We start from the raw sequence: 26128 nt of genomic DNA, 5'->3' as shown, positions 1-26128 counted from the left end.
TCAGCCGGTAATCATCAACTGCCGGGCGTGTTCATTCGGCATGTGTCCAAAGTAATGCAGCGGCTTTTTGCATACCGCGTAGGGCTCGCCACGCACCGCCTCGTACTGGCGCAGGTAGGACTGCCACTTCTGCTTCTGTTCGGCCACGGTGACATTGGTGCTGGTGCCGCCATGGACCTGGTGGAAACTGGCCTCTCCCATCAACTGCACCAGGCTCGAGTCTTCCAAGCGTCCCAGCTGTCGATACAGGTCGGGCAACAGGATGCCACCGCCGGGAAGGTCAAAGCGCTCATCGCAGCCGCCTACCTGGTGGAATGCGTCCCTGCGCATGAACAGGCAATTGCTTTCAAACTGGCGTACCAGCCACAGCAGGGGTGGCCGGTAGCCGTTTGGCTCTATGCGGTAGGGTGTGCTGATCTCGAACAGGCGGTAGCCGTCTTGCGGCCAGTTTATCTGCTCCAGCAGCGCATCCTCGGCGACCTCGTCATAGCCGTTGGCCACCGTCTCCATCTGCGGTCCCGGGCCGAGGAAAAACGGCAGGGTCACGACGACGGGATTGGCGAAGCTGTCAAAACAGCGCAGGCCGAAGCGCAGTACGCCAGGTGACAGCATATGCGCGCCATCGATCATTACCGCCAGTACCTCGCCGCGGGCGGCTTGTGCAGCCATGTTGATTGCGCGAGCGGGGGAGGGCGGTGCGTCTTCGAGGTAGATGTAGCGCACGTTGGGCCCGAGCGCCTCGATGGCCGCGCCGTCCAGTGCCTCGCTCGAACCGTTCTCGACGACGATGACTTCGTAGTCGTCATTGTTCATGTCGCGCTGGTACGGTGCCAGGCAGGACTGCACCGAACGCGGCGCTTCACGGCACATATTGTACACCACGAGTATGACTGACAGGCGCACACTCACGGCCTAGGATTCACCTGTTGCTTTGGCCGCATTGGCGGATGCCACCGGGCTGGTCTGGCGCACCGACTCCAGTAACTCCGGCGTCGGTGGCGTGTGGCTGCGCGCGTTGTTGCGCATGTGTATCTTGGAATGCAGTGTCGGCAGGTGGCCAAGGAAATGCACGGGTTTGTCGCTGAGCACCAGGTCCTGCCCGTGGATTTCGCGGTACTGGGCCTTGTAGCGGGCCACTTCCCGGTCCCGCTCCTCGGGGGCGACGTTGGTTGTGGTGCCGCCATGCAACTGGTGAAAGCTGCCTTCACCGATCAACAGTACCGGTTCTGTGCCGGGGTGGTCAGCGGCACGCTTGTACAGGTCCAGGTTGACGAAGCCGCCTCCGGGCAGGTCGAAGCGCTCATCGGCACCACCGATGTCTGCAAACGTGGACTTGAGCATGAACAGGCAATTGCTCTCCGTCATTTTATTGAACCAGGTGATCTTTGGCACGTCGCCCTGCAGCGGCGTGCCAATCTCGAACAGGCGGTAGCCCTGTTGTGGCCAGTCAATGCTTTGCAGCAGGCGATCCTCTTCCTCCCGGCAGTAACCATCGGCGATGGTGTCATTCTGGTCACCGGGCCCGAGGAAGAAATAGCGGGTCAACACAATCGCATCGCCAAAGGCGCGAAACGATGCCAGGGCATGCTTGAATACACCCGGTGTCAGCAGGTGGGCGCCATCGATCATGAAGCACAGTATGTCTCCGCGTGCGAGTCTGGCACCGTGATTCATTGCCATCGCGGGAGAGGGTGGTGGACTGGGCAGGTAGTGGTAGTGAAAATTGTCGCCGAAAGCTGTTATTGCACCCGCATCCATGGGCTGCGGTGAGCCGTTGTCCATCACCAGAACCTCGTACTCCAGATCGGCGCAGTCTGTCTGGTAGTCACGGGTGAGGCTTTGCAGGGTGCGGGGTATTTCACGCTGCATGTCGTAGGCAACGACGACAACCGACAGTTTCACGGCTGCCGGGCTCCGCCCTGCGGGGTCTCTCCGAGCTGCGCTTCCAGCTCTGCCACACGCTGCTCGCTGGCTTCCAGCTTGCGTTGCAGCGTCTGCAGCACCACACCCTCGACGATGCGCAGGTGTTCGGCCAGACGGATCAGCTCCTCGCCCTGCAGCTGCTGCTCCAGGGTGCTGATCTGTGCCGCCAGCGCCGGATTTGCAGCCAGGCGTTGTTCGGTGACCAGGATACCCAGGCCGTAGTAGAAGGGCAGGTTCAGGAAACGAAAATCGAGGGCGGATTGGGCGATATAGTCTTCCACGCCGGTAAGCACACCGTTCTTCGGGCCGCCTTCGTCGACGGCGTTGCACAATTCCAGGTTCATGCCCCCCTCATCCACCAGGTGAGCCTTGTTGGGCAGCATGCCTTTGCGTTCATGGGGCTGCAGGAAAGCCTCGGGGATTGTGGTGGGATCATAGTAGAGGTCGCGGCGCCCGTAGGGCCAGCCGATGTCATGGGCAAAAATGATGGGCTGCCGCATCGGGTCACCACCGTGCAGGTCTTCCAGCGCCTTGAGTTCGTTGAATACCGTGTACCAGTTGTGGTCACCGTCCACCATGGCCACGTCCAGCTGCGGCAGCTGGCCGATTACGTTCAGGCTCAGGTCGCCGTAAAACGTCAGTCGTTCACCGTACTCCCTGCGGAAGTCATCGGCCTCGAACAAAGGTGAAGGGTCGATACAATGCAGGTGACCATCAACAGCATTGATGTAATTCATCAGCACACGTGTACTGAGGCCATATTCAGCACCGATTTCCAGTACATTGCGAGCCTCGGCCGCTTCGAAAACGGGCTTTATCAAACGCCCCCACAATCTGATCATGTCTTGTCTTGTTTATCCTTGTCGTCAGGCCAGGGTGATTCACCGCGCTCGGCAAACCGCTTCATACGGATCTCGGCACTCTGGGCCGAGCGTTGCAGGAATGGTAGTGCATGCTGCGTCACAGGGCCATACAGCAACGGTTCCCGGCTGACCGCCTTGAAGCCGCCGGGCCAGAATTCATCGAGCTGGGTCTTGAATGCGCGCACCAGCCGGTCTCTCTCGTCACCGGGTGTGGTGCTGGTGCCGCCGTGAAACTGGTGGAAATTGCCTTCACCTGGGAGGATATAAATCTCGCCCTCGATTTCGGTGGCCAGTTTGCGGTACAGGTGCAGGTTCAGGGCGCCGCCACCACGCAGGTTGAAGCGCTCGTCCGCCCCGCCTGCGGTGCGCAGGCGCTGTGCCTGCATGAACAGCGCGGTGCACTCCATGATCGGGTCCAGGTAGCCATGGCGGTTGCCGTTACTGAAACAGGCATGCTGAAAAAGCCGATAGCCGTTTTTACGCCAGTCCAGTTGTTCCAGTAACTGTCGTTCGTGCTGTAGTACTGCCTCGGGGTCGCCGCCGTCGCGGCCCTGTTCAGTCAGGTAATAGGCCGGCACCACGACAAGGGCATCTTTATCCGCCAGTGCTTCCACTGCCAGCTGCAGCGCTCGCGGGCTCAGCATGCGCGCGCCGTCGATCATCAGCCCCAGGCGCGGAGCGCGGCAAAGTGCCAGCCCGGCATTGATGGCTGCGGCGGGTGACGTGCCGGTTTCCTGCCTGCGCTGATAGATGAAATTGTCACCAAGGGCCAGCACCTCGGCCTCGTCGAGCATATCCGCCGAATCGTTCTCCACCACGATAACCTCGTAGCGTGACGCGGCGATATCCCGCTGGTACCGGGCACTGAGGCTGTACAGCGTATTCATCGCCTGCTGTCGCATATTGTGCGCGATAACAACGATGGACAACTCTGGCGGGTTCGGGTCAGTCACGGTGTCTCGGGATGCGGGAGGCCGGGCCACGAGGTAGCCAGGTGATACTTATTGTATGCGAGTGCGGCAGTATAGCGCCGGCCCGTGGGCGTGACCAGAAGCAGGATCACGTCGCCGGCGCCAGCAGTCGCGCCTGCTGCAAACTGGCTCCATCCGGTGCGCGCAGCCGCAATTGCTTGCCGCCCACGCCCTGGTGCCAGCGCCACAGGGCACTGATGCGCAACACGTAGCGGTGCGTGCCGGGGCGCACGGCAAAACTCGCCTGCCTGCGACTGCCGATACGCAACACCGCCTCCCCCGGCTGCGTCGCTTCCAGGTCCAGTTCCAGGTAACAGCTACCGCGCCGGCAGAAACCCGAGCCCGGTGCACGCAGCACAAGAGCCCCCGAGGGCTGTGCGCTGGTTGGCAGGGGCTCGCTTGCTACCAGGGATTCCGGGTGTTCGTCGTAGTTGGCCCAGATGTAGGCGAGGTGACCAAAGGCGATATCCTGTTGCAGGTAGTCGCGCTTGAGCATCTGCATGTCCTGGCCGGCGACCGATTGTGGCGGAATCTGCCGGGCGATACTCTGTTCGCAGGAGCGGCGCTTGTCGGTCCAGATATCAAAGCGGCCGATGCGCACGCAAGGGCGGAAGTGCTGGTACAGGTACTCGGCCATGCGATAGGAGCGCAGGGCATTGTCGACACCGTCGAGGGCATCCCAGCGCGGCTTGTTCTGGCGGAACACCACGAATGGCAGGCGATTGTCGGCGCGCAGCGCCTCGAGCTCTGCCAGGGTCGTTTCCTGCACCGTTTCTGAGGTGTGCCACACGGTCTCATAGACATAGTTGGGCAAGCGGATCCCGGCGAGTACATAAAGCATCGGCGCGTTGGAGAAATCGTAAAATGCGTCCCCTTCATTCAGGTAGCGCGCACTGAAATCGATGAAGCTGTCATACTGGCTGACATTGTTCTGCAGGCGCTGACCCGCCTGCACCAGGGGAGGGAATTCCCCGGGTTGCGTGCTCACTGGATAGGAGTGCCTCGGGCTCCACGGTGCGTTCGCCCTGTAGGTTTCGGTTTTCGGGATGGTAATGAAGATAAGCGCCACCAGTGCTATCGCGAACAGGCTTTTCCAGCGCCGACAGACTTCGAAGGTGGCCAGGGCCAGCACCGGCATGAGCACGAAGAAGTTGGTCTTGATCACGCCCTCCACCAGAGAGTGGCGCTGGAACAGGCGGATAGACAGCGCGAAACCGATGGCGGTGCCAAATATGATCGCCAGATGGACCGCCAGATCAGTGCTGGCGCGACGCAGATACACCTGGGCCAGGGCGTAGCCACCGGCGAGGGCACCCAGGGCAGGCAGCACGATGTACTGCCCCCAGGCCATGTAGGTCCACTCCTTGTAGAAGTGGTCATAGGATGCCGCCAGCAGTTGTATGCCCATGAGATCGCGCCAGCGCAGCAGTCTTTCTGCAATCAACTCCGGGTCCGTGGCCAGCACTACCAATACCGTGACCACAAGCACTGCCAGCGCACTGCCAACACAGGCAGCCAGCGCTTGCCATCCCCTGCTGTGCCAGGATAGCGCGGCGGCGCTGATCAGGTTGCCCGCCGCCACGATCAGGCCAAAATCGGTGCGCCAGAACACCAGCCCCAGGGTAATGATCCATTGCAGTAGCCACCAGGGCAGCGGTTTACCCGTTCGGGCGATCTGCATCAGGTTGAACAGCGGCAGTAACAGCAGGGTGTTGTAGGGCTCGAACAGGTGAAACACAGGTAGCAGCCAGAGCAGTCCGAAAGCTGTCATCGTGCCCAGGTGCCGCGCCAGCAGCACGAACAGTAGCGCGATATACAGGGTTTGCACCGTCCAGCCGATAAAGTAGCCGTTGCCCCAGATAAGCGATTCCAGCGGGTCGCCGTTGTTCAGCGCGTGGTAAGCGCCATGGGGCAACATGTCGAAGACGCCGTGACCCGGGTGGTAGTCGAGGTAGGGTATGGAGCGGAACAGGTCCCATTGTTGTAAAGGCAGGATTTTCTCCGCCAGGTGGAACATGTCGTAGGCCCGGTAGGCAATGGTGTTGTCGTACTGGTTGATTATGAAGGTGCTCATCAGTACGCCGAGGCACCCGAGCCAGGCCAGGCGTCGGAGTCCGGGATTCACTATAGCCAGGGTGGCGAGAGCCAGGGCTGCAAGCGCCAGCAAACGCAGCAGCACGCCGGCTGCGGTTGCGCTCTCTCCACCACGGAAATAGTTCCACTCGATAGCTGCGATCAGCAGCACCGGGGCTGTCAGCAGCAGTCCGCGCAGTGCGACCTGCCAGCGCCCGATTGATGCGGTGGGCGCGAAACGGAGCAACAGCAGGTAACAGGCAATGGTCAGCGCATAGTGCAGCAGCCCCGGTTGCAGCCCCCCCAGCCAGAGAATGAGCGTGGCAACCTGCCAGGCACAGCAGAATTGCAGCAGAAACTGCTCGGTCCCGGGTTCGACCTGGTCTTCGGCGATGCATTTGTCGCGGCGGCAATAGCGCCCATGCCACCACCACATTGCCAGTATGAAAGCGGTATGCGCCGCGCCGGCCAGGAACAGCGCCTGATCGGGGTGTGTCATGGCGGCCAGGCCATTGGCCACCAAACAGCTCACCAGCACCACGCCGGGCAGGGAGCCCGGCAGCTTGGGCTGCCAGGCGGGGCGGAAACCGCTAAGGGTAAACAACGCGAAGCTGGCGAGGATGGCCAATGCAGAGAGCAGCAGGAAAATACCGATGCGATAGTGCGGATCGACATCGGACAGCAGGCTGATGCCGATGGTACGGCCGGCAAAACTGTCGAAAGCAGCGCCTTCCTGTAGCACGGCGCCCAGCAGTCCGCCGAGGAGGAGTACGGCAATCCCTATCAGGACAAGCGTAAATCTGCTGCCGGGCGCGGCGTGGCAGACGGCCGCGGTCGGCGTGCCCGGTGTATTCATGAATCCCTGTCTTCCCTGTTATTGTGCGCGCCCTTGCTCATTCCCGGTATAGCTGTGGCATGTCGGTGCTGCTGCGCACCGACGCTGGCGCGGCATACGCTATACAAAGCGGCTGGCATGCGACTAGAATGGCGCTTTCGCACATACGTCCCACTTGCTTTTGAGCGAACGGCAGGCGAGGTCCGGATGCGTCTCTACATAACTATCGATTTTACACGCTATGAAACCGGAAACGACAGTAAAACCCTCTGCTGAGGACATTCAGCGGGAGTATTTCAATCGCCTGCTGGATAAGTATGAGGCGCATTACGACGACCCCACCAGCCAGCTCTACCGGCGCCGGTTCATTTTCGAGCCGATGTTCGAGGGCCTGGATTTTTCCGGCAAACACGTGCTCGAGGCCATGTGTGGCAGTGGTCCGACCACGGCTTACCTCCTCGAACGCGGCGCCCGGGTGACCGGTCTGGATGTGTCCGACAGTGCCGTGGCGTCGTTCGAGGCGCGTTGGCCGGGGTGCCGGGGTATCCGCGCCTCCATATTCGACTCGCAGCTGGAAGACGCATCCTTCGATATGGTTATCGTGCAGGCCGGTTTGCATCATCTGCACCCGCGGCTGAACGACGCGCTGGAAGAGTTGTACCGTATTCTCAAGCCGGGCGGGTATTTCTGTTTTTCCGAGCCTCACCGCGGCTCCCTCTACGATGGTGCCAGGAATCTGTGGTACCGCTTCGATCGTGATATTTTCGCCGAGAATGAGGAGTCGGTGGATGTTGAGGCAATGAGTGAACAGTTTCACGGGCGCTTTGTTTGCGAGAAAACCCATTACCTTGGCAGCGTGGCTTATTTCCTGGTAGCGCAGTCCATGGTGTTGCGCATTCCCCTGTGGGCCAAGAAGTACTACGCGCCGGCGGCATTTTTCCTGGAGCGGCTGTTCAGCCCGTTAATGGGCAAGCGCACCGCCCCCCTGGTTGCCTGCCGTTGGCGCAAGTGTGACCAGCCCCGTCAGCTGGACGGCAGCGAGGCTGCGTCATGAGTAGCGCCGCGCGCAAAATCGACCAGTATTTTGAAGAGGTGGACTGCCTGCTTTGCGGTAGTGATGCTAGTGTCCCTGCCACGCCGGTCATGCCGGATACCGATATCTACGGCGAGGCAGAACAGCCCTACCGGGACATGCGCTTCCAGTATGTCAGCTGCACGCAATGTGGCACGGTTTACCTGCGCAGGCGTATCTGCCAGCAGGAGCTGGACTACTTTTATAACAACGAATATCACTGCTACCAGAGCTACGACGAGCGCGGCTTTATCTTCAAGCACCTGGCGCTGGCGGTAACCCGGGGCAAGATCCGCACGCTGGCGCAGCTGTTCCCGGGCGATAACCGGGTGCTGCTGGATTACGGCTGCGGTGCCGGTATCTGGCTGGAACTGCTGCGGCGTGGCGGCGTGGACTGGCGTTTGATCGGCACTGAGGTCAATCCCCGCTCTATCGAAGCGGTGCATGAGCTGGGCCTGGAGGGCTATCTCTGTGACGAGGACACACTGCAGCAGCACGTGGCCGCAAATTCCGTGGGTGTCATTCACCTGTTCCATGTGATCGAGCACCTCCCGGACCCGGTGGGGGCGCTGCGCAAGCTGGCTGAAGTGCTGGAACCGGGTGGGGCAATCTACGGGCAGACTCCCAACATAGACGCCTGGGACTGCAAGCTGTTTGGCCAGTACTGGTCGCAGTGGCATGTACCCCGTCACCTGGTGCTATACACGCCGGATACGCTGCGCCGCCACGCCGAGGCCGCCGGTCTCGAGGTGCACAGTATCAGCAACTCACTTTCCAGCGCGACCGGTTGGGCCAATAGCCTGGAGAAATGGTGGGCACTGCGCCGTGGCAACAACTTCATGCCATCCAGCAGCAGGCTGTACCCCTACCTCACCCTGGCAGCAATCCCCCTGACCCTGGTACAGCAGGTGTTTTCCAGTACCGGCAATATCGACTTTGTATTCACCAAACCAGGGGGCGCGGCGCGATGACTATCCGCTTCGCCGACCTGCCCGCTGAATTCAAGCAGGTGGACGACGCCTGGGCCTGGCGGCAGTTATTGCGCTGCTGGCTCACCATCGGCGCGGCGATCTGGCTGTGCGGTCTCAGCGACAACCCGCTGGTCTGGCTGCTGGCCTTTGTAGTGGTTGGTCATATGCAGTACCACCTTTCCGTGCTCGGTCACCACGGCTTGCACCGGAACCTGTTTTCCAGCCAGCGCGTGAATGAGTTCGTGTCCCGTTACCTTTTGCACGGACCGCTCGGCCTGCCCAACGAGGCGATGCGTCGCAATCACATGACCCACCATCGTTATTTTGAGCAGGAGCAGGATTACGAGCGGGAAAACTACGATTTCAGCCTGTTTGGCCGCGACACACCGCGTGGCCTGCTGCGCTGGCTGATCGGTGCCTATACCGGTGGTGCCGTACTGCCCGCGGTGGGCAGGGTACTGCGTGGCTCCGGTAAGCAAGCCAAAAAAGATGCAAGCGGTGGAGAGGGTGCGCCCGGGGCAATGCTGTGGTCAACGCTGCGCGACTGGTTGCCGGTGATGGTATCGCAGTTGGTGCTGGTGTGCCTGTGGTGGTGGGGGACCGGGCACTGGTGGGCCTACTCACTGTGGTTTGTCGCTATCTTTACGCTGCTGGCCGGCTTCAGCGCCACCAGGGCGATGCTGGAGCACGCTGATCCCGCTGAGCCGCCGCAGCGCTTGATGAGTTTCCCCTGTAGCGCCTGGCAGCGTTACCTGCTTGGGGCGGCCAATTTCAATTTCCATGCCGAGCACCATCTCTACGGCGGGGTTCCGGCCTGCCACCTGGAGCGGCTGCATCATTACCTGCGTGAACGGGACGCCCTGCCGGGAGTGGTCCTGGTGCCGTCCTATACCGAGCGCCTGGGGCAGCTGCTCAGCCAGCTACGGCTGAGCTCTGCTGAGGGCGGCGCCCGATAAAATCAATGGTGCCGGATTTGCCGGCTATCCAGGCAAGAAACTCGGCGGGCAGGCTCAACAACAGCAGCAGGCCGTAGATGCTGGAGCGGCCATGATCCAGCTTTAGCGACCAGCCCCTGGCGAGGGCCGCGTTCTGCATTGAGATTGCTGTCTGGCAATGCGGCGCGGCGGTGATTGAAATATCGGTGAAGCCCTTTTCCTGCATCAGTGTGCGCAGGCCGTTGCGTGAGAATACCTGCAGGTGGCGTGGGTAGTGGTAACCCGCCCAGGCATCGCCGAACACGGTTTCCCAGGTGCTGTTGGTGGGTTGCTGGCCGATAAGGTAGCCACCGGGTTTTAACAGCGCGTAGCAGCGCGCCAGTACCTCGCCGGGCTCACGCACGTGTTCCAGCACGTGATTCATCGAAACCACGTCATACCTGCCCCGGTGACGTGTCATATCCATGTTTTCCAGCACGCCGGTTTCGATGTCGTAGCCACGTTGGCGCGCCATCTCCGCGACCGGTTCCTGTATCTCGATGCCGGCAAATTCCCAGTCAGCGTAACGCTGCAACTCATCAAAGTGTCGACAGTCGCCCGCGCCCACGTCGAACAGTGCACCCTGTTTGCGATCGGGCAGCAAGGCGCGGTATTTCCGACCGCGCAGCCAGCCGCGCAGGCGCACCAGTGTCCCGGCAACCAGCCCGTGGTCGTCATTGTGCGCGTGGTAGTTGTCAGGGTAGAAGGCGGGTAACTGGGCGTCAGTCGGGCGTGGGTCAAGCCACTCGGAGGCGCAGCGGCCGCAGCGCAGGTAACGGTAGTCTTCGCTGGGTTCCACGCCGTACTCATAGTCGACCGGGTGTGCGAGGCTGACCTGTGTCAGTGGTGCGCCACAGGCCTGGCAGCTGGCGGCTTGCGTATCAGCCATTCGTGGTGCTCCGTTGCGGACGAACCAGCTTGTACAGGGTCTGTGCGTAGCCGCTGCCCAGTACCTCGCTGTGATCGCGGAAATAGCCGCGATCCTGCAGCAAACGATGCATTCGCGGTAACTGGTGATACGGCACAGAGGGCATCAGGTGATGCTCGTGATGATAATAGAAATTCATTGGTCCCAGTAAAAACCGGCCCATTGGCCCGGGTTGCAGTGTCCGCGTCAGTGCCGGCGTAAAGGATTCGGGTGCGCGATCGATGCCCCGCGCTGCATAGCTCTCCGGCTGGTGCTCGGCGATAACCCGGTAGTTCTGCAGCAGCATGGTAAGGGTAAGCAGCGGCAGGAACCACATCACCAGGTAGAGCGCCGGTTGCCCCAGCCACCAGCAGTACAGCAGTAGCAGGCCATTGCCCAGGGCGGCGCAGCACAGTCGCCACAGCAAGCCGCTGTTTTCGCCGCCGCCGTCGGCGCGCGCATAGGAGCCAAATGTCACCAGTGCTTCCCAGCCGGCAAGCGTGAGCAGGGTGCGTTTCCAGAACAGGCCGCCCTTGATGGCGTACCAGCTGCGCTGGTCTGAGTCGCGGGTCCTGTCGCCCAGGTAGCGATGGTGCGGCAGGTGCTGGGCGCGATAACTGGCGGTGGAGATGCCTACCGGCCCTGCCAGCAGGATATCGCTGAACAGGTCGTTGAACTGGCGCGAGGCAAACAGCCGATAGTGGCTGGCGTCGTGAACAAGGTGGGTAAGTGCGAGCTGGCGCGAGGCGATGACCACGAAGCTGAGTACCCACAGCACCGGGTTATTCCAGGTGGCGCAGGCCGCCAGGCAGGCGAGCACCAGGGCCCAGGTGAAGAGGGTGTCGATCCACACTCGCGCAGGTGAGAAAGCCTGTAGCGACCGGATCTCATCATTGCTGAGGTAGGCGCTTAGCGGTCTGGTTGTGGTGGCGGAAGCGGTTGTCATGGATTATGCGGCAGTTACGGCTGCGTGATCATACCCCATTTGATTTCCCGGCAACACTCGGGTGCCTCACTCACCGTGGAAGTGCCAAGCGGCGTAATCCCGTGTGGCCTCAAGGATATCCCGGCACAGTGAATCGGAAAGCATGTGCCGGTAGGGGAAGAGGTAGTCGGTGGATACCGTGTTGCCATAGACGAAGTGCTCCGAGGAAAATTGCAGGTAGTCGGGCTCGAAGCCCAGGCCCAGGAAACGGAATACCTGTTGCAGCTTTTCTTCGGGAGCCAGGCACAGTGGCTCGAACTGGCTAACCAGGATGCGCGAACTGTGCGCCTTCATGGCGCGGGAGTAACCGTGCGCGTAACTGAGATAGCGCTCGCAATTACTGGCAAAGTTTTCACGCAGCCATTGCTCGGCGTCTTCCTTGTGACCGGACCAATGTGCCCATGAGCACATAAGGGCGCGCGGGTCGCGCACGCAGACGACGCAGGGGATATCGGTGGCGCGATCGAGCACCGCGTCCAGCACTTTCATGTAGGCCGGTGTCTTGTCGAACAGCAGGCTGTGCTTGTCCTCGATCACGCCCGCGCGCTCGCGGACGCGGCGATAGCACTCATCCCAGTCGTCCGTATCGCAGATATAGCGTATGTCGTCCTTGCTGACGCCCCATTTCTGGCGGAAGAAGGTGCAGTAGGGCTGTATAGAGGGAAAATCCCGCGGTGACTGGCCGAGCAGGAAGCCGCATTCAAAGCCGGAATCGACCCCGGGGTGGCGCCTGAGGATCTCGTTGAGCAGGGTGGTACCCGACTTTTCAAAGCCGCAGACAAGGGCGAATAGCGGTGATGTAGCCTGTTCGTGCATGCCTGTCCGTCCTCAATCGGTGCTACTGGTAACCATAGGGTGCAAGGTCCAAACCGGTCAGTTGTTGCAGTCTGCGGTTGCTGTCGGCAAACACACCTTGGGTCAACGCCTCGACCCTGGCATGGAAACGCCGCTCCAGCCAGTTGTCCACGGGCAGTGACCTGTTGTGCTGCTTGTGCCACGCGATCCGCCGTATCACCCTGGCGAAATCGTTGTGTTCATTGCGGCCACTGAAGTCGTTGCGTGTGTTGCCTGCCAGGCGATTGGCCATGCGCTGGCCCTCGATGAAGCCGAGTTTATCGCTGGCGTTGAGTTTTTGCTTGAAGGGCAGGGGATCGAAGTGCGTGTCGGCCACTGCCTCAAGTCCGACGTGTTCGCGGATGCGTCGCAGGAAAGCTCGCGGATTGTCACGAAACATTTCATAGGGAAGCACCAGCACCGCGGGAGCGGAAAACAGGCCCTGGTAGAGTTCCACGAGTCGGTCGAAGCAAAGGAAGCCGGGATGGAATCGTGGGCTCTCCGATGCCGAAAGCGGTTGCAGCAGGCGGCTGATATTGCGGCTTTCACCAAAGTACACCAGGGTCTTGTACGCGGAGCGCAGCAGCTGGCGCTGTTCCCGTACCACCAGCAGGATGCGCGGGTCGCCCTTGGTGATGTCACGCAGGCGCCTGGCATTGTGTTGCTGGTTATGGCCGCCACGCAGCAGGTCGCCACACAGGCCTTCTGACGAAATCACCGGGCACAAGCCGCGCTGAACGATCGGCTCCATCTGTGCCGCCAGCCTCGCGCGACTGGCGCTGGCCTGGTACCCGGGTTCTTTCGGGTCAAGGTAGTTCACCTGCAGGCGCAGAGAATCCATCACCCGCTGGTAGCCGAACTGTTCACAGAAGTAGCGCTTTTGCAGCCATGTTGATGCAGCTTTATAAAAGCCGATGTGGATCAGGGGTGTTGGCATGCGTGATTGGGGCTACAGTCGATGTCGTGGCCAATCTACCAGTGGTATCGCACGAATGCCATCGTCATTCCCTGCCGACGCCCGGGCCGGTGCAAAGAATGCTGGCCAGAGTTGCCAGCAGCCTCTGGATGTAAGACCCTTTGCCGCTGCGTGGGGCAGTGTTGGAGAATGCCATGGGATTCAAGGAACAGGGCGGCGAGTCGGAAAAGGGCCTGATCGAAGCGGTCAATGAACAGGCGGGAGAGTTGATTCACCTGCTGCGCTGCAGTCGCGCGCCCGATTCGGTACTGGCCGAGGCAACCGCGCACCTGCAGGCCGCGATGAGTTCACTGGCACCCTATCTGGAGCAGGGCGAGGGCTGGTCTGTCGCCTCTATCGCCAGTGATACCCCTGGCCTGGGTTGGTTGGAGAACGATCTCACGCACTGCATGCCCTACAGTCCGGTGAGCGGACGTCGCAACCCGGTTGCGCCCAGCATACGCATGTGGCGTGATGGTGGTGAAGTGCGCGGCGAGGCACTGTTTTCTGCGACCTATGCCGGGCCGCCCAACAGCGTGCACGGTGGTGTTATTGCTGCCGTGTTCGACGAATTGTTGTCCATGGCCAACGTGATTTCCGGCGCTGCCGGATTTACCGGTACCCTGACCGTCAAATACCACCGCCATACGCCGCTGCAACAACCGATAGAATTGTGGGCGGTCAACGACAGAAACACCGGCAGGAAACAGTTCAGCCGCGCTGAGATGCGCGTTGATGGCGAGGTGACCGCTTCCGCCGAAGGCCTGTTCATCCTGCCTGCGTCTGCGTCAGATGAGCCCTGAGGCCCCTTTATGAATGACAAGACCTCGCCGCTGCGACTGCCCCCTGAAGAGGCTGGCCGGCTGATGCGCCTGGCCACTTATGCCTCGGTGTCGGTTGCCGCGGTGCTGATACTGGCCAAATTCGCCGCCTGGACCCAGTCCGGTTCAGTCAGCCTGCTGGCATCGCTGGTGGACTCGACGCTGGATGCGCTGGCGTCGCTGGTCAACCTGTTCGCCGTGCGTCATTCGCTGTCCCCGGCTGATCGAGAGCACCGCTTCGGCCATGGCAAGGCCGAGGCACTGGCAGCGCTCGGCCAGGCCGCGCTGATCAGCGCTTCGGCGGTTTTCCTGTTGTACGAATCAGTGGGCCGCTTGCTCTCTCCGGTAGAGATCCAGTCCTACCAGTCGGCGGTGTGGGTGATTGTATTGGCGATCGCCATGACCCTGGGGCTACTCGGCTTCCAGCGCTACGTGATTCAACGCACCGACTCCACTGCCATCAAAGCCGATGCCTTGCACTATCGCTCCGACCTACTGGTCAACACCAGCGTGCTGCTGGCCCTGGCGTTATCTTATTGGGGCTGGCCGGGCTTTGACGCGCTGTTTGCCCTGCTTATCGCACTGTATATCCTTTACAGCGCCTGGGAGATCGTTCGCGGCGCTTTCGATCACCTGATGGATCGCGAGTTACCGGATTCGGAGCGCCAGGATATCCTGTTGATTGCCACGTCCCAGTCCGGTGTCCGTGGAGTGCACGACCTGCGTACGCGGCGCTCGGGAACAGACACATTCATGCAGATGCACATTGAGCTGGATGACGACCTGCAGCTGCTGCAGGCCCATACCATCGCCGAGCAGGTCGAGGCGGCGGTGTTGGCAGCGTTTCCCGGGGCCGAGGTCATCATCCATCTCGACCCGCTGTCGGTGGTGGGAGACGATGTGCGCCGGCATTGACCGGCGCAGCGCTGTTGTTCAGAAGGTATAGCTGACCCGGGCGAAGACATTGCGCCCGGTGCCGTAGAGCCGGTCGCGGATGGCGATATCGGGATTCTGCGCCCGGTTGTAGCCAGCCAGGTGATCCTGGTACTCCTTGTCCAGGGCATTATCGACACCGGCCGCCAGTTGCAGGCTGGGTGTCGCCTGCCAGGTGGCAGTGAGGTTGAGGAGGCCATAACCGGCCGTTTCCTGTTCCCGGTTGGTCTCTGACACCTGGTTTTGCGCGCTGTACAGCACATTCTCGAGCCCCAGCGACCAGGTGGCAGCGCTGTACTCCAGGCGCAGCGTCGCGTTCAGCGGGGCGATACGGTACAGCTCGTCTTCGATATCCCGGCGTTTGCCGCGTACGTAGTTGACCAGCCCCGACAGTGCCCAGTGCTCGTTCAAGCGGTAAGCCCAGTCCATATCAAAGCCGTAGAGCTTGGCGTCGACGTTATTGAACTGCAGTGGGTCTGGATTACTGGTGCCATTCATCTGGTTCATCATCCGTACCATCATCACTGCCGGCGTGAGCTCACTCGGTGTGCCCTGTATGTAGTCCTGGATGGTGTTGTAGAAAAACCGGGGCGCCAGGGTCAGCCGATCGTTGCTGAAGTCCAGGCCGAACTCGAATTTGCGCGCGACTTCGGGGTCCAGTTCAATGTTGCCGGTGTACAGGTTGCCGTCCGCCAGGCCCGCCGTGGCCTCGAGAGGTAGCCAGAGGTAACGCTCCTGGTAACTTGCAGAACGGTGTTTCTGGGCAAATCCCGCGTACCAACTGGTCGTGTCCGACGCGCTGTACCAGGCCTTTGCTACCAGGTCGACGTTGTGATCGGTTTGTCCGCGCCGGGCATTGTTGAAAGCATCCCTGAGCATTTGCGCTGGTGGCATCATATTCGCCGGTGTGCCATCGACCTCATCTGCATCCATTTTTACCTGGTTGTAGCGCATGCCGAATTCAGCACGCCAGCTGTCGCTGAAGTCGTGGTTGCGCTCCAGGAACGCGCCCAGCACCTGGCGTTCGGCGTCATTGAAGTTGACCACGAAAAACATGTCGTTGTTGGGGTTGTCGATGTTGGAGTTATGCACCGAATCGAAGCCGTCGAAGCCGAACACCCAGCTGCCCGCGTCGTCGAACATTTCGCTGTGCACGCGGAAACCCAGGTTGTCACTGTCGGCGATGTTGCGGCGCCAGCGCGCCTTCTCACCGGGGGGCTGGCGCAGGTGGTAATTGGTCATGCCGTGGTCCAACGCGCTGCCGAACAGTGCCGCCGTTATCTCCAGCTCGCCGCTGAGTTCGAAGCGATAGGTCAGGTCGTAGATATCGCCATCGAAGTAGTCGATGTCCATTGGCAGCGCCGGGGTGCCGGATTCCCCTGTGTCATTGTAGCCATAGTCGAATTGCAGGCTGTGGTTGCCGCTTCTGAAACCGTAACCGATGTCGTAGCGCTGGCGCTGGTATTCGGTGGGTAACAGCTCACCGCCGGGGAACTCTGCATCATCGCCCTGTTCGGTTACGCCGGCGAGCTTGAGTCGATGCGTGTTGTTGGTGGCATAGACTGCGCCACTGAGTTGCTGCCCGTTATTGGTCGACTGGGCACTGCCGATCACTCGGCCGCTGATCTGGAAGTCCTTGCCGGGGCTGAATTCGCCCTGGTTGCTGCGGGCATCAATGGCGCCTCCGATGGACTCCTGGGCCACACTGACCGGGACGATGCCCCGGTAGATTTCCAGCGACTCCAGTTGCCCGTTGCGGGCGTAGGACAAGGGCGGATCCATCCAGTTCGGGCCCGATGGCGCGAGCTGGGTGCCGTCCAGGGACACGGCAATGCGCTGCCCGTACATGCCGCGGTACTGCGGGATGCCGGTGATGGGCCCATTGCTGTTGACGTTGGCTCCGGGCGCTTTCCTGAGCAACTGCGCGACATCTGCAGCGACCACTACTTCGTCGGTGATATCGATAGTGCGCGTGTCGTGGCTGGCCGTGATGACCAACTCTTCCATGTGGTCAGCGCTTGCATAGTGAGGAAGCAGTGCGGCGACGAGGCCCAGGTACAATCTGCAACGTTTCATGGTGTCTCCCGGTGGCTTGGCAGTAAGGCGGGCGCAGTATATAGAGCATGGCCAGAAGCCGCCTGAGACATGATGTCGCACCCCCTGGCGAGCATTCGGTTCAAATAGGTTTACTAACCCGGGATGACCGTGGTCGATGTCAGGTTTGATTTTGTAACTAACTGTTTATAAAGGGGAAAATAAGGCTGCCCCTGCGTATCGTGTTAATAGTTCACAAGCCTTCGCAACAGGGATTTCGTATAGTGAAATAAGCTCTACACCGCAAAAAACTATTCTTACAATGATGGAGAAACATCATGCCTGTTAACCGCTCTCGCAAGCTCTTGCCCGTTGCCGTAACCCTCGCCACCGCGCTCTCTGCCGGTAACGCCCTGGCCCAGTTGGAGGAAGTCGTCGTCACCGCGCAAAAGCGCGAACAGTCACTCCAGGATACGCCAATAGCCGTCACCGCATTCGACGAGACGGCCATCGACAGCCGGGGAATTTTCAACGTGAAAGACCTGGCGCAGTTTGTGCCCAATACCATGATCGTGGAATCACCCGGCGGCACGACCGGCGCCACGGTAGCAATCCGGGGTGCGGTAACCATCAACCCGGCGATCACCTGGGAGCCCACCGTGGGTATGTACCTCGACGGGGTATTCCTCGGCAAGAACCTGGGCGGCATTTTCGATATTGCCGAACTGGAGCGAGTGGAGGTGCTGCGTGGTCCCCAGGGTACGCTGTACGGGAAGAATACTGTGGGTGGCGCGATCAACCTGATTACCCGCATGCCGGGTGAAGAGTTCGGCGGCAAGGTCGACCTGTCCGTTGGCAACGAGGGCTACCAGCGCGGGCGCCTGCGCATTGATACCGGCGCGCTCGGCGATTTCCGGGCCTCCCTGGCCTATGCCAAGGCCGAACGCGATGGCTTCTACGACAACGTGGACGCAGACCCCAGTGGCGGCATGAACCCTTTCGTCATGCCGCGTTCCAGCGACGAGTTCACCAACCTGGACAGCGAGGTCTGGCGCGTGGATGCGATCTGGGATGTGACGGACAACTTCAGCGCCCGTTACGCCTATGACTCCAGCGAACGTGATCAGCAGCCTTCCAAAGCGCAGCTCACCGATGTAAACCAGGATGCCTTCAATACCCTGCCGGGTGCAGAGTTTCTTGGCTTCCTGATGGCCCCCTACGTGGTGTCGGAGGACAAGAACGCCAGCAAAATCAGCAATGACTCTTCGTTGTACGAGGTATCCGAGACCGAGGGCCATGCACTGACCCTGGACCTGGACGCCGGAACCTGGGGCTTCATGGGTGATGTGCGCTTGAAGTCCATCACCTCCTACCGCGAACTGGACTGGGATGACTACATCGACATCGATGGCACCAACATGGACCTGTTCCATTCGGCGCGCGACATCGAGTACGAGCAGACCAGTCAGGAACTGCAGCTGCTGGGTACGACAGATACCCTCAACTATGTACTCGGCGCCTACTATTTCGATGAAGAAGCCGACGTGATCAACCCCATCACCTTCTTCGGCCTGTTCGGTTCGCCGACAGACAACAACCGATACGGGCTGGATAACGATTCCATCGCGTTTTACGGCCAGGCTGACTGGACGCCGGCGTCACTGGAGAAACTGACCCTTTCGGTAGGCCTGCGCTACACCGAGGAAGATCGCGAGCAGTATATCGAGCGTCCCAGCACCTCGACCGGCGGCGTCGGCGCCTTTGCCGGCACTGACAGCGACACCTGGGATAATACCTCCGGTACGTTCGTCGCGGCCTGGGATCTCACTGATGACATCAACCTTTACGGCCGTGTGGCCCAGGGTTGGAAGTCGGGTGGTTTCAACGGCGAGGCGCCTACGGAGACGGCCTTCCGTGAGGGCTATGATGAAGAAACGGTGCTGTCCTACGAGATTGGCATGAAGTCGCGTTTTGCCGATGATCGCGTGCAGCTGAATATCGCGGCATTCCAGAACAATATCGACGATATGCAGGTTTCCGTGTTCCTGGAGGGTTCCGGCGGTGCGGCTTCCAACGTGCAGAACGCCGGTGAAGCCACCTACCAGGGCTTCGAGGTGGAATTCATGTGGCAGGTGCTGGATGCCTTGCGCCTGTCTGCGAATTACGGCTATCTCGATGCCGAGTACGATGAATTCATTGAACTGGGCGAGGACGTGAAAAACCAGAAAGACCTGCCCTTCGCCCCGGAAAACACGGCGAGCCTGGCACTGGACTGGACAATCTGCAACTGTGATTTCGGTAGCCTCGATTTTCATGTGGACTACAACTTCAATGACGACTATGTGCCCTACATCGAGCCATCACAGAACGCCACCAGCCAGATCGATAGCTACGAGATCGTCAATGCCAGCCTGATCCTGAGCCAGGTGCAGGTCGGCAGCGACATGGATATGCAGTTTGGACTCTGGGGCAAGAACATTACCGACGAAGAGTACCGTCAGCACACGATCCCCTTCGGCTTCTGGACCGCCTCCTACTTTGGCAACCCGGCAACCTATGGTTTCGATGTGCGCCTGAATTTCTAGCACACTTACCGCGCTCGCAAGGTGCAAAGCCCCGCATAAGCGGGGCTTTTTTTGCTTTCCAATCGCTGTGCGGGCGCAAATCATCGCTGTTTCCGGCCCCGCCGGAGCTTGCAGTGCCCGCTCTTGCGCTAGCCCGCAGGTCGCCTGCTGTCGCCAGCGCGACACACCTGCGCTGACGCAACTGCTAGAATCCCTGCTTCACGTTGGTCAAGCAAGGTAACGAATATGGATCTGGGAGTAAGTGAACGAGTAGCGCCGCTGTTGGCGGAAGTGAAAGCGTTTGTAGCCGAAGAGGTGCTGCCGCTGGAGGAAGAGTATCTCAGCGAGGTCGGTGTCGGCGATCGCTGGCAGTTTACAGAGCGGCAGGTGGAGATTATGGAGGGTCTGAAGGAAAAGGCCCGCTCGCGGGGTCTGTGGAACTTCTTCCTGACCGACGGTGAATCCGGTTCCGGGTTGACCACCGTTGAATACGCCTACCTGGCGGAGGAAATGGGCAAGTCGCATATCGCCGCCGAGGCCTTCAATTGCTCTGCGCCGGATACCGGCAATATGGAAGTACTGCACAAGTACGGCAGCGAAGCGCAGAAGCGGCAGTGGCTTGAGCCACTGCTGCGCGGCGAGATCCGCTCCGCTTACGCCATGACCGAACCGGGTGTGGCCTCCTCGGATGCAACCAATATCTGTACGTCGGCTGTACTCGATGGCGATGAGTGGGTGATCAACGGCGAGAAGCACTATGTTTCAGGCGCCGGTGACCCACGCTGCAAGATCATGATTGTGATGGTCAAGACCGACCCGGATGCGCCCAAGCACCTGCAGCAATCGCAGATCCTGGTGCCCACGGATGCGCCTGGGTTCAGCAACCTGCGGGCCATGAACGTGTTCTCCATGGATGATGCACCCCACGGGCATATGCACCAGAAGTTCGACAACGTGCGGGTGCCAAAAGACAATATCATCCTGGGCCCGGGCCGCGGTTTCGAGATTTCGCAGGGGCGCCTGGGCCCGGGCCGTATCCATCACTGCATGCGCGCCATTGGCGCTGCCGAGAAGGCGTTGCAGCTGATGTGCGAGCGCGCGGTCTCCCGCACCGCATTCGGCAAGCAGCTGGCCCGCCTCGGCGGCAATGTGGATATCGTGGCCAATGCGCGCATGGATATTGAGCAGGCCAGGCTGCTGACCCTGAAAACCGCGTGGATGATGGATAACGTGGACCCCAAGGAAGCAAGGGTTTGGATATCCATGATCAAGACCGCCGTACCCAACGTGTCGATTCGCATCGTCGACCAGGCCATCCAGATGTTCGGTGCGCTGGGCGTCTCCCAGGACACCCCGCTGGCGCACATGTACATGGCGCAGCGGACCCTGCGCCTGGCAGATGGGCCCGATGAGGTGCACCGCATGGTAGTGGGTCGCAACGAGTTCAGGCCTTATATGACAAGCGCCATGGAATCGGTAAACGCCACTTTCCGCGACGGGTAAGACCCGGCCTCGGGTGGAGCCCGCCTCAGGCGGTCTTCAGTACCTGCGCCAGGCGGCGGTGGAAGTGCACCGCCGCCTCTTCCAGGGCACCAAAAGTCAGGTCTGCGTTCGCGCCTGCAAGCAGTCCCTGCTGGGAGCCCTCGGCGACAAACAGGTCCTCGGCGGCAAATACCCCCTCGTCAATCAGCTGGAAAGAGCGCTGGAAATGGTCGCGCTGCTCCGGGGTGGACGGCACCTCCGGCGTGAGCATGGTATGGACAAACACCGTGCTGTCCGGGGCCTGCGGGAACAGGGCGATAATGCTTGTGTAGTCCGGCTGGAATACCAGCACCGCATTGGGAAAGGTGGTGTAGGAGAACGTCACGTAGCGACGCAGGTCACCCAGTTGGTCGGGGGCCACATCCACAGCTTCCTCGATCTCGTTGCGCGCGACGCCATTGCGCAGGTGGTCACCGATGAACTCTGATCCCGCCAGCGCATCTGGAAAAAACGGGCCCACCGTGCCCTTGTGCAGGCGGGTCACGTGGTAGCCGTCCAGGAAGGCGTCCTGGATCAGTTTCCAGTTGGCAGCAACGGTGCGCACACTTTGTTGGCAGTAGTTGAAGTCGCCCAGGCGGAAATAGTCGAAGTCCGCGCCCAGCCCGGCGAGGTGGCCGTCAATGTCCATGTCGCTGTCGGGCGTTGCCTGTATCCAGACCAGTCCGTTGCGTATTGCCGTTGGCACCGCCACCAGACCGAGGCGCTCCTGTTCCGGCGCCTGGAAACACTCTGCCCGGGGGACATTCCGCAAGTTGCCATCAAGGCCATAGGTCCATTGGTGGTAAGGGCAGATAAAGGCGCGTAATCGGCTGGCGCCTGGGGGTACGAGGCGCATGCCGCGATGCCGGCAAACGTTTAGATAGCTGTGGATGGAGCCGTCTTTGTCGCGCACGGTGACCAGGGGTATGCCCAGCCAGTCCTGGGCCAGTACATCGCCGGGCGCCGGTAACTGTGTCTCGTGGCAAAGAATGACCGGGCGCTGCAGGAACAGTTTCTCGCGCTCAAGCTGGAAGTGGGCCTGGTCAGTGTAGTGGCGAACCGGTACGCGTTCGGTCAGCGGCTCGGGGCCGGGGCTGCGCCCGGCGAAGCGTTCGGCGAGCTGGTGAACCATTTCCCTTGGATGTGGTGCCGTCATACGATTTTTCGAAGTGTTGGCGCGTGGGTCGAGCATACCAGCAGCGCGTCAGCGCAGGCAAAACAGTTGCAGGTCCGGCATTCTTGCATTAGCGTCGCTGCTTGTACCGATGCGACCAGAGGATGTCATGCAGGGATTTGAATTCAACACGGTCGGACGTATTGTCAGCGGGTCTGGCAGCGCGCTGGAGCTGGCGGAAGAGTGCCGGCACCTGGGCGTCAGGCAGCCATTGCTGGTCACCGACCCCGGCCTGGTCAGTATCGGCCTCGTTCAACCCGTGATCGACGCACTGGCGGCAGCCGGTGTCACTGTAGTGCTGTTTGACGCGGTGCGCGAGGACCCACCCGAGGCGACAGTGCTCTCTGCTGCTGAACTGGGCCGTCTGCGGCAGGTCGATGGGGTTATCGCTGTGGGCGGTGGCAGTTCCATGGACGTCGCCAAGGTGGCCAGCGTATTGCTCGCTGGCGAGCAGCCGTTGTCAGGGCTGTACGGTGTCGGCCAGGTGCAGGGCTCCAGGCTGCCGCTGATACTGGTGCCAACCACTGCGGGCACCGGCTCCGAGGTCACTCCGGTGGCGGTGGTCACCACCGGGGAGACCACCAAGGCCGGCGTCTCCTCGCCTGTGCTGCTGCCAGATGTGGCCGTGCTCGATGCCGCCCTTACCATGGGTTTACCGCCGGCCATCACGGCGATGACCGGCGTGGATGCAATGGTCCATGCCATTGAGGCGTACACGTCACGGCACCAGAAAAACCCCATCTCCGATCACCTGGCGCGACAGGCATTGCGACTGCTGGCGGGTAATATCCGCACCGCGGTGGGTGATGGCGGCAACCGCGAGGCGCGCGAGGCGATGTTGCTCGGTGCCTGCCTGGCAGGGCAGGCTTTCGCCAATGCCCCGGTGGCGGCGGTACACGCGCTAGCCTATCCGCTTGGCGGGCACTACCACATACCCCATGGCCTGAGTAATTCACTGGTGCTGCCAGCGGTGCTCAGGTTCAATGCCCCGGCAGCCACCGGGCTATATGCCGAGCTGGCTGAACTGGTGGTGGGTCAGCCGGTGCCAGGCGATGAGGAAGCCGCCACCGCAGCACTGATCTCGGCCCTGGTAGGCCTGATAGCAGACGTCGGCCTGCCGGCAACGCTTGCAGACGCCGGCGTTCCCGCAGGCGACCTGGAGATGCTGGCGGAAGACGCCATGCTGCAACAGCGCCTGCTGGTGAACAACCCGCGTGATGTCACTTATGAGGATGCGCTGGGCATTTATCGCGACGCCTATGGAGAAGCGAAATGAGCAAGCCTGCGCGCCCCGTGCGCGATGACTACAAGGTGTTTTATCCCATCGACACGCGCTGGTCGGACAATGATATCTACGGCCATGTCAATAATGTCACTTACTATGCCTATTTCGATAGCGCGGCGAACCGCTACCTGATCGAGGAGGGCGGCCTGGATATCCAGAGCGGTGACACGGTGGGCTACGTGGTCAGTTCCGGCTGCGAATACCATGCGCCCGTGGCCTATCCGGATGCGCTGGAAGCAGGGCTGCGCGTGGAAAGGCTGGGCAACAGTTCGGTGCGCTATGGCCTGGCGATCTTCAGGCAGGGAGAGTCGCAAGCGGTCGCGCACGGGTATTTCGTGCACGTGTTCGTGACGCGGCCGACAGATCAGTCCGCAGCCATCCCCCCGGGACTGCGCACGGCGCTGGAACAGATCCTGGTCTGAACCCTACTCGCTGAAATATGTCTGTGCCAGGGCACTGGCTTCTGCAGCGCAGTCGCGCGAAGGGGTCAGATTGGTTCTGTCCAGAGCCGCCAGTTCTTCCCTTGCGCCGGCCATTGCGGTGGCAAAAGCCGCGTTGCCGTGAAGACTTGCCAACGCGGCAGCACCGATCATGCGGCCCGCCACGATATCGCTGTGCCAGTGTACATTGCAGACACTGCGGCTTTCGCCAAAGGCACGGCCACGGGCCAGGATCGCTTCCGCGTTCTCGGGAATCAATTCAGCCAGTATCAGCGCCCAACCCCAGCCGATTGCGGTATGGCCGGAGGGGTAGGAGCCATTCTCGCGCAGGCTGGTCTCGTCCTCGGGGCTGCAGATAGGCTGGTTGTTGACCATGAAAGGGCGGGGGCGCTGGTAGGCGTTTTTCGCTGAATTGGCGGCAAAGGCGAGATCGGCAACCGTCCGTCGCAGCAGCATGTAGAGCCTTGGCGTGACCTGTTCGCTGATGGGCAGGCCGGTAGCGCAGCTGAAAGTGCCCTCGGCCTCGGGGAACCGTAGTTGTGCGTCCTGCCTGGCCAGTTCCCAGCGCGGGGTGTTGCGCAGGGTCAGGGCACGCGCCGCGAGGGCCTCGTCCAGGGCCTGTCGCGCTGAGCCTGCTTGCGGAGCCGGTGGCACGACCTCCACGCTGCGCAGCGGTGTGTCGAGGGGCAGGTAGCCTTGCAGGACACCCGGGTGAATCTCGGGCACTGCATCCGTTTCGGCGACAGGTGCCGTGCCGGCACAGGCGGCCAGTAACAGTGAAGCCAGGAGCATGCTGGCCGGGAACAGGTTGTGTCGCATAGGGGCTGCCTTGTTATGCGTGAATTCGGGGCTGTCATCCGTTCAGGGTGCGCGTTGTTGCCGGGGTCTGCGTATTACGACCCGCTATCGGGTTCCACGACGCTCTGCAGGCGCAGGATTTCAGGATAGCGCACGGGGAAAATTCGCGACAGGAAGGAGGCGATCTTGGCGTCGAGACCAATCAACAGTCTTGGTTTGCGCTTTTCGACAGCGTTGATGATTTGCGCCGCTGCCGACTCCGCTGTGGTGCGGGCGAATTTCTGGAATCGCGCGTCCCTGTCATCTGCCGAGGCGCCCAGGTCACCACCCCGTGAATTGCGCGCGATATTGGTGGCGATACCACCCGGGTGGACGCAGCATACGTGTACGTTTGTGCCTTTCATCTCCTGGCGCAGGGACTCGGTGAAACCGCGCACACCGAACTTGGCTGCGTTATAGGCCGATTGCGTGGGTACGGCGATGATCCCGAACAGCGATGAAATATTCACCAGATGGCCTTGTTCCGCGCGCTTGAGCAGCGGCAGGAAGGCCATGCTGCCCTGGATAACACCCCAGAAGTTGATGCCCATCAGCCAGTCCAGGTTCTCGTAGTTCATCTCCTCCACGCGATCGCCCAGGCCAACACCTGCGTTATTGATCACAATATCGACCTTGCCGCGCGCGTCGGCGATACGCTCAGCCCAGGCGTGCATGGCCGCGCGATCGGCGACGTCGAGCAGTTGCTGGTCGCAGGGTATGTCGGCGCGCGGCAGTTGGTCGACGGTTTCCTGCAGGCCGGTGGCGTTGATGTCGGAGAGGTAGAGCTCGCAGCCTTCACTATTGAGCTGCTTTGCCAGTGCCCTGCCAATGCCTGAGGCGGCGCCGGTGATGACGGCGCACTTGCCGCTGCTGTATGCCATGCTGTTTCCTTTTGTTATCCAGCCGGGAGCGGGCTTACAGAGCCCGCGGAAGGTCAAATCAGGTGGGAAATGGTAATGCGGTGATTGCGATTTATCACGGATTTTGTCGCCTTTGCCGTCAAGCCACCCGCCTCGGTTCGGCATGATGCGCACATTCGTCGTCCTGGCGCCAAACCGACTGGACAGGATATGCCCGTTCACCTAAAATCACCCGCCAGATTTCACATGCCCGAAACGCGCACCGGGCACAGTGTATTCCTGTGAAAACCTGAGCC

The 26128-nt window shown here is 61.0% G+C and carries 22 protein-coding genes; 9 read left to right on the top strand and 13 right to left on the bottom strand.

What is annotated here, in order from left to right; genetic code table 11:
- From F0M18_RS13455 to F0M18_RS13435, 5 genes are all read right to left on the bottom strand, one after another.
- Complete coding sequence (locus F0M18_RS13455; RefSeq protein ID WP_149611967.1) at positions 1-909, bottom strand: glycosyltransferase family 2 protein; 909 nt, start codon at positions 907-909, stop codon at positions 1-3.
- A gap of 3 nt (positions 910-912) precedes the next feature.
- The gene (locus F0M18_RS13450) at positions 913-1902 is read right to left on the bottom strand and encodes a glycosyltransferase family 2 protein (RefSeq protein ID WP_149611966.1); all 990 of its coding nucleotides are present in this window, start codon (positions 1900-1902) and stop codon (positions 913-915) included.
- Positions 1899-2765 carry a class I SAM-dependent methyltransferase gene (locus F0M18_RS13445; RefSeq protein WP_149611965.1) on the bottom strand — a complete coding sequence of 289 codons (867 nt, stop codon included), beginning with the start codon at positions 2763-2765 and terminating at the stop codon, positions 1899-1901. Before F0M18_RS13445 ends, F0M18_RS13450 begins: the two co-directional genes overlap by 4 nt.
- Positions 2762-3739, bottom strand: coding sequence for a glycosyltransferase family A protein (locus tag F0M18_RS13440; RefSeq protein WP_149611964.1), 978 nt, complete (start codon positions 3737-3739; stop codon positions 2762-2764). Before F0M18_RS13440 ends, F0M18_RS13445 begins: the two co-directional genes overlap by 4 nt.
- Positions 3740-3845: 106 nt before the next feature.
- Positions 3846-6686 (bottom strand): hypothetical protein, encoded by a 2841-nt coding sequence (locus F0M18_RS13435; protein WP_149611963.1) that lies wholly within the window; start codon positions 6684-6686, stop codon positions 3846-3848.
- 220 nt (positions 6687-6906) lie between these two features.
- On the opposite strand from F0M18_RS13435, the gene F0M18_RS13430 reads away from it, so the two are divergent.
- The 3 genes from F0M18_RS13430 to F0M18_RS13420 are packed head-to-tail and all read left to right on the top strand — an operon-like array spanning position 6907 to position 9664.
- Positions 6907-7719: a class I SAM-dependent methyltransferase gene (locus F0M18_RS13430; RefSeq protein WP_149611962.1), complete on the top strand. Its 813-nt coding sequence runs from the start codon at positions 6907-6909 to the stop codon at positions 7717-7719.
- Positions 7716-8708 carry a class I SAM-dependent methyltransferase gene (locus F0M18_RS13425; protein ID WP_149611961.1) on the top strand — a complete coding sequence of 331 codons (993 nt, stop codon included), beginning with the start codon at positions 7716-7718 and terminating at the stop codon, positions 8706-8708. The genes F0M18_RS13430 and F0M18_RS13425 overlap by 4 nt, the downstream gene beginning before the upstream one ends.
- Positions 8705-9664 carry a fatty acid desaturase family protein gene (locus tag F0M18_RS13420; RefSeq protein WP_188109715.1) on the top strand — a complete coding sequence of 320 codons (960 nt, stop codon included), beginning with the start codon at positions 8705-8707 and terminating at the stop codon, positions 9662-9664. Before F0M18_RS13425 ends, F0M18_RS13420 begins: the two co-directional genes overlap by 4 nt.
- Here the strand turns inward: F0M18_RS13420 and F0M18_RS13415 are convergent.
- From F0M18_RS13415 to F0M18_RS13400, 4 genes are all read right to left on the bottom strand, one after another.
- Entirely contained in the window at positions 9621-10571 is a 951-nt protein-coding gene (locus F0M18_RS13415) for a class I SAM-dependent methyltransferase (protein WP_149611959.1), read from the bottom strand. The genes F0M18_RS13420 and F0M18_RS13415 overlap by 44 nt on opposite strands.
- A complete protein-coding gene (locus F0M18_RS13410; RefSeq protein WP_149611958.1) occupies positions 10564-11535 on the bottom strand; it encodes a fatty acid desaturase family protein in 972 nt (323 codons plus the stop codon). Before F0M18_RS13410 ends, F0M18_RS13415 begins: the two co-directional genes overlap by 8 nt.
- Positions 11536-11601: 66 nt before the next feature.
- A complete protein-coding gene (locus F0M18_RS13405; protein ID WP_149611957.1) occupies positions 11602-12390 on the bottom strand; it encodes a sulfotransferase family protein in 789 nt (262 codons plus the stop codon).
- A gap of 22 nt (positions 12391-12412) precedes the next feature.
- Positions 12413-13345, bottom strand: coding sequence for a hypothetical protein (locus F0M18_RS13400; RefSeq protein ID WP_149611956.1), 933 nt, complete (start codon positions 13343-13345; stop codon positions 12413-12415).
- Between the two features lie 173 nt (positions 13346-13518).
- Between F0M18_RS13400 and F0M18_RS13395 the strand changes: the two genes are divergently transcribed.
- Positions 13519-14166, top strand: coding sequence for a PaaI family thioesterase (locus F0M18_RS13395; protein WP_149611955.1), 648 nt, complete (start codon positions 13519-13521; stop codon positions 14164-14166).
- A 9-nt stretch (positions 14167-14175) separates the two neighbouring features.
- On the top strand, positions 14176-15099 hold the full coding sequence (locus F0M18_RS13390) for a cation diffusion facilitator family transporter (protein WP_149611954.1): 924 nt from the start codon (positions 14176-14178) through the stop codon (positions 15097-15099).
- Positions 15100-15117: 18 nt separating this feature from the next.
- On the opposite strand, the gene F0M18_RS13385 is transcribed toward F0M18_RS13390, so the two are convergent.
- Positions 15118-17193 carry a TonB-dependent receptor gene (locus F0M18_RS13385; RefSeq protein WP_149611953.1) on the bottom strand — a complete coding sequence of 692 codons (2076 nt, stop codon included), beginning with the start codon at positions 17191-17193 and terminating at the stop codon, positions 15118-15120.
- Between the two features lie 296 nt (positions 17194-17489).
- On the opposite strand from F0M18_RS13385, the gene F0M18_RS13380 reads away from it, so the two are divergent.
- Both F0M18_RS13380 and F0M18_RS13375 read left to right on the top strand, forming a co-directional pair.
- The gene (locus tag F0M18_RS13380; RefSeq protein WP_149611952.1) at positions 17490-19736 is read left to right on the top strand and encodes a TonB-dependent receptor; all 2247 of its coding nucleotides are present in this window, start codon (positions 17490-17492) and stop codon (positions 19734-19736) included.
- Positions 19737-19961: 225 nt separating this feature from the next.
- Entirely contained in the window at positions 19962-21218 is a 1257-nt protein-coding gene (locus F0M18_RS13375) for an acyl-CoA dehydrogenase family protein (protein WP_149611951.1), read from the top strand.
- Positions 21219-21243: 25 nt separating this feature from the next.
- On the opposite strand, the gene F0M18_RS13370 is transcribed toward F0M18_RS13375, so the two are convergent.
- Positions 21244-22392, bottom strand: coding sequence for an aromatic ring-hydroxylating oxygenase subunit alpha (locus F0M18_RS13370; protein ID WP_188109714.1), 1149 nt, complete (start codon positions 22390-22392; stop codon positions 21244-21246).
- A gap of 127 nt (positions 22393-22519) precedes the next feature.
- Here F0M18_RS13370 and F0M18_RS13365 point away from each other — a divergent pair, with 127 nt between their 5' ends.
- Positions 22520-23686, top strand: a complete 1167-nt coding sequence (locus F0M18_RS13365; RefSeq protein ID WP_149611949.1) for an iron-containing alcohol dehydrogenase — start codon at positions 22520-22522, stop codon at positions 23684-23686.
- Entirely contained in the window at positions 23683-24117 is a 435-nt protein-coding gene (locus F0M18_RS13360; RefSeq protein ID WP_149611948.1) for an acyl-CoA thioesterase, read from the top strand. Before F0M18_RS13365 ends, F0M18_RS13360 begins: the two co-directional genes overlap by 4 nt.
- Before the next feature lie 3 nt (positions 24118-24120).
- On the opposite strand, the gene F0M18_RS13355 is transcribed toward F0M18_RS13360, so the two are convergent.
- Positions 24121-24954 carry an acid phosphatase gene (locus tag F0M18_RS13355; RefSeq protein WP_262500949.1) on the bottom strand — a complete coding sequence of 278 codons (834 nt, stop codon included), beginning with the start codon at positions 24952-24954 and terminating at the stop codon, positions 24121-24123.
- 74 nt (positions 24955-25028) lie between these two features.
- On the bottom strand, positions 25029-25853 hold the full coding sequence (locus tag F0M18_RS13350; RefSeq protein WP_149611947.1) for an SDR family NAD(P)-dependent oxidoreductase: 825 nt from the start codon (positions 25851-25853) through the stop codon (positions 25029-25031).
- Positions 25854-26128 lie beyond the last annotated feature (275 nt).

The organism is Pseudohalioglobus sediminis, assembly GCF_008370495.1.
Taxonomy (GTDB): Bacteria; Pseudomonadota; Gammaproteobacteria; order Pseudomonadales; family Halieaceae; genus Halioglobus.
The sequence above is the reverse complement of the archived record's forward strand: the minus strand, read 5'-3'. Positions and strand labels throughout refer to the sequence as shown.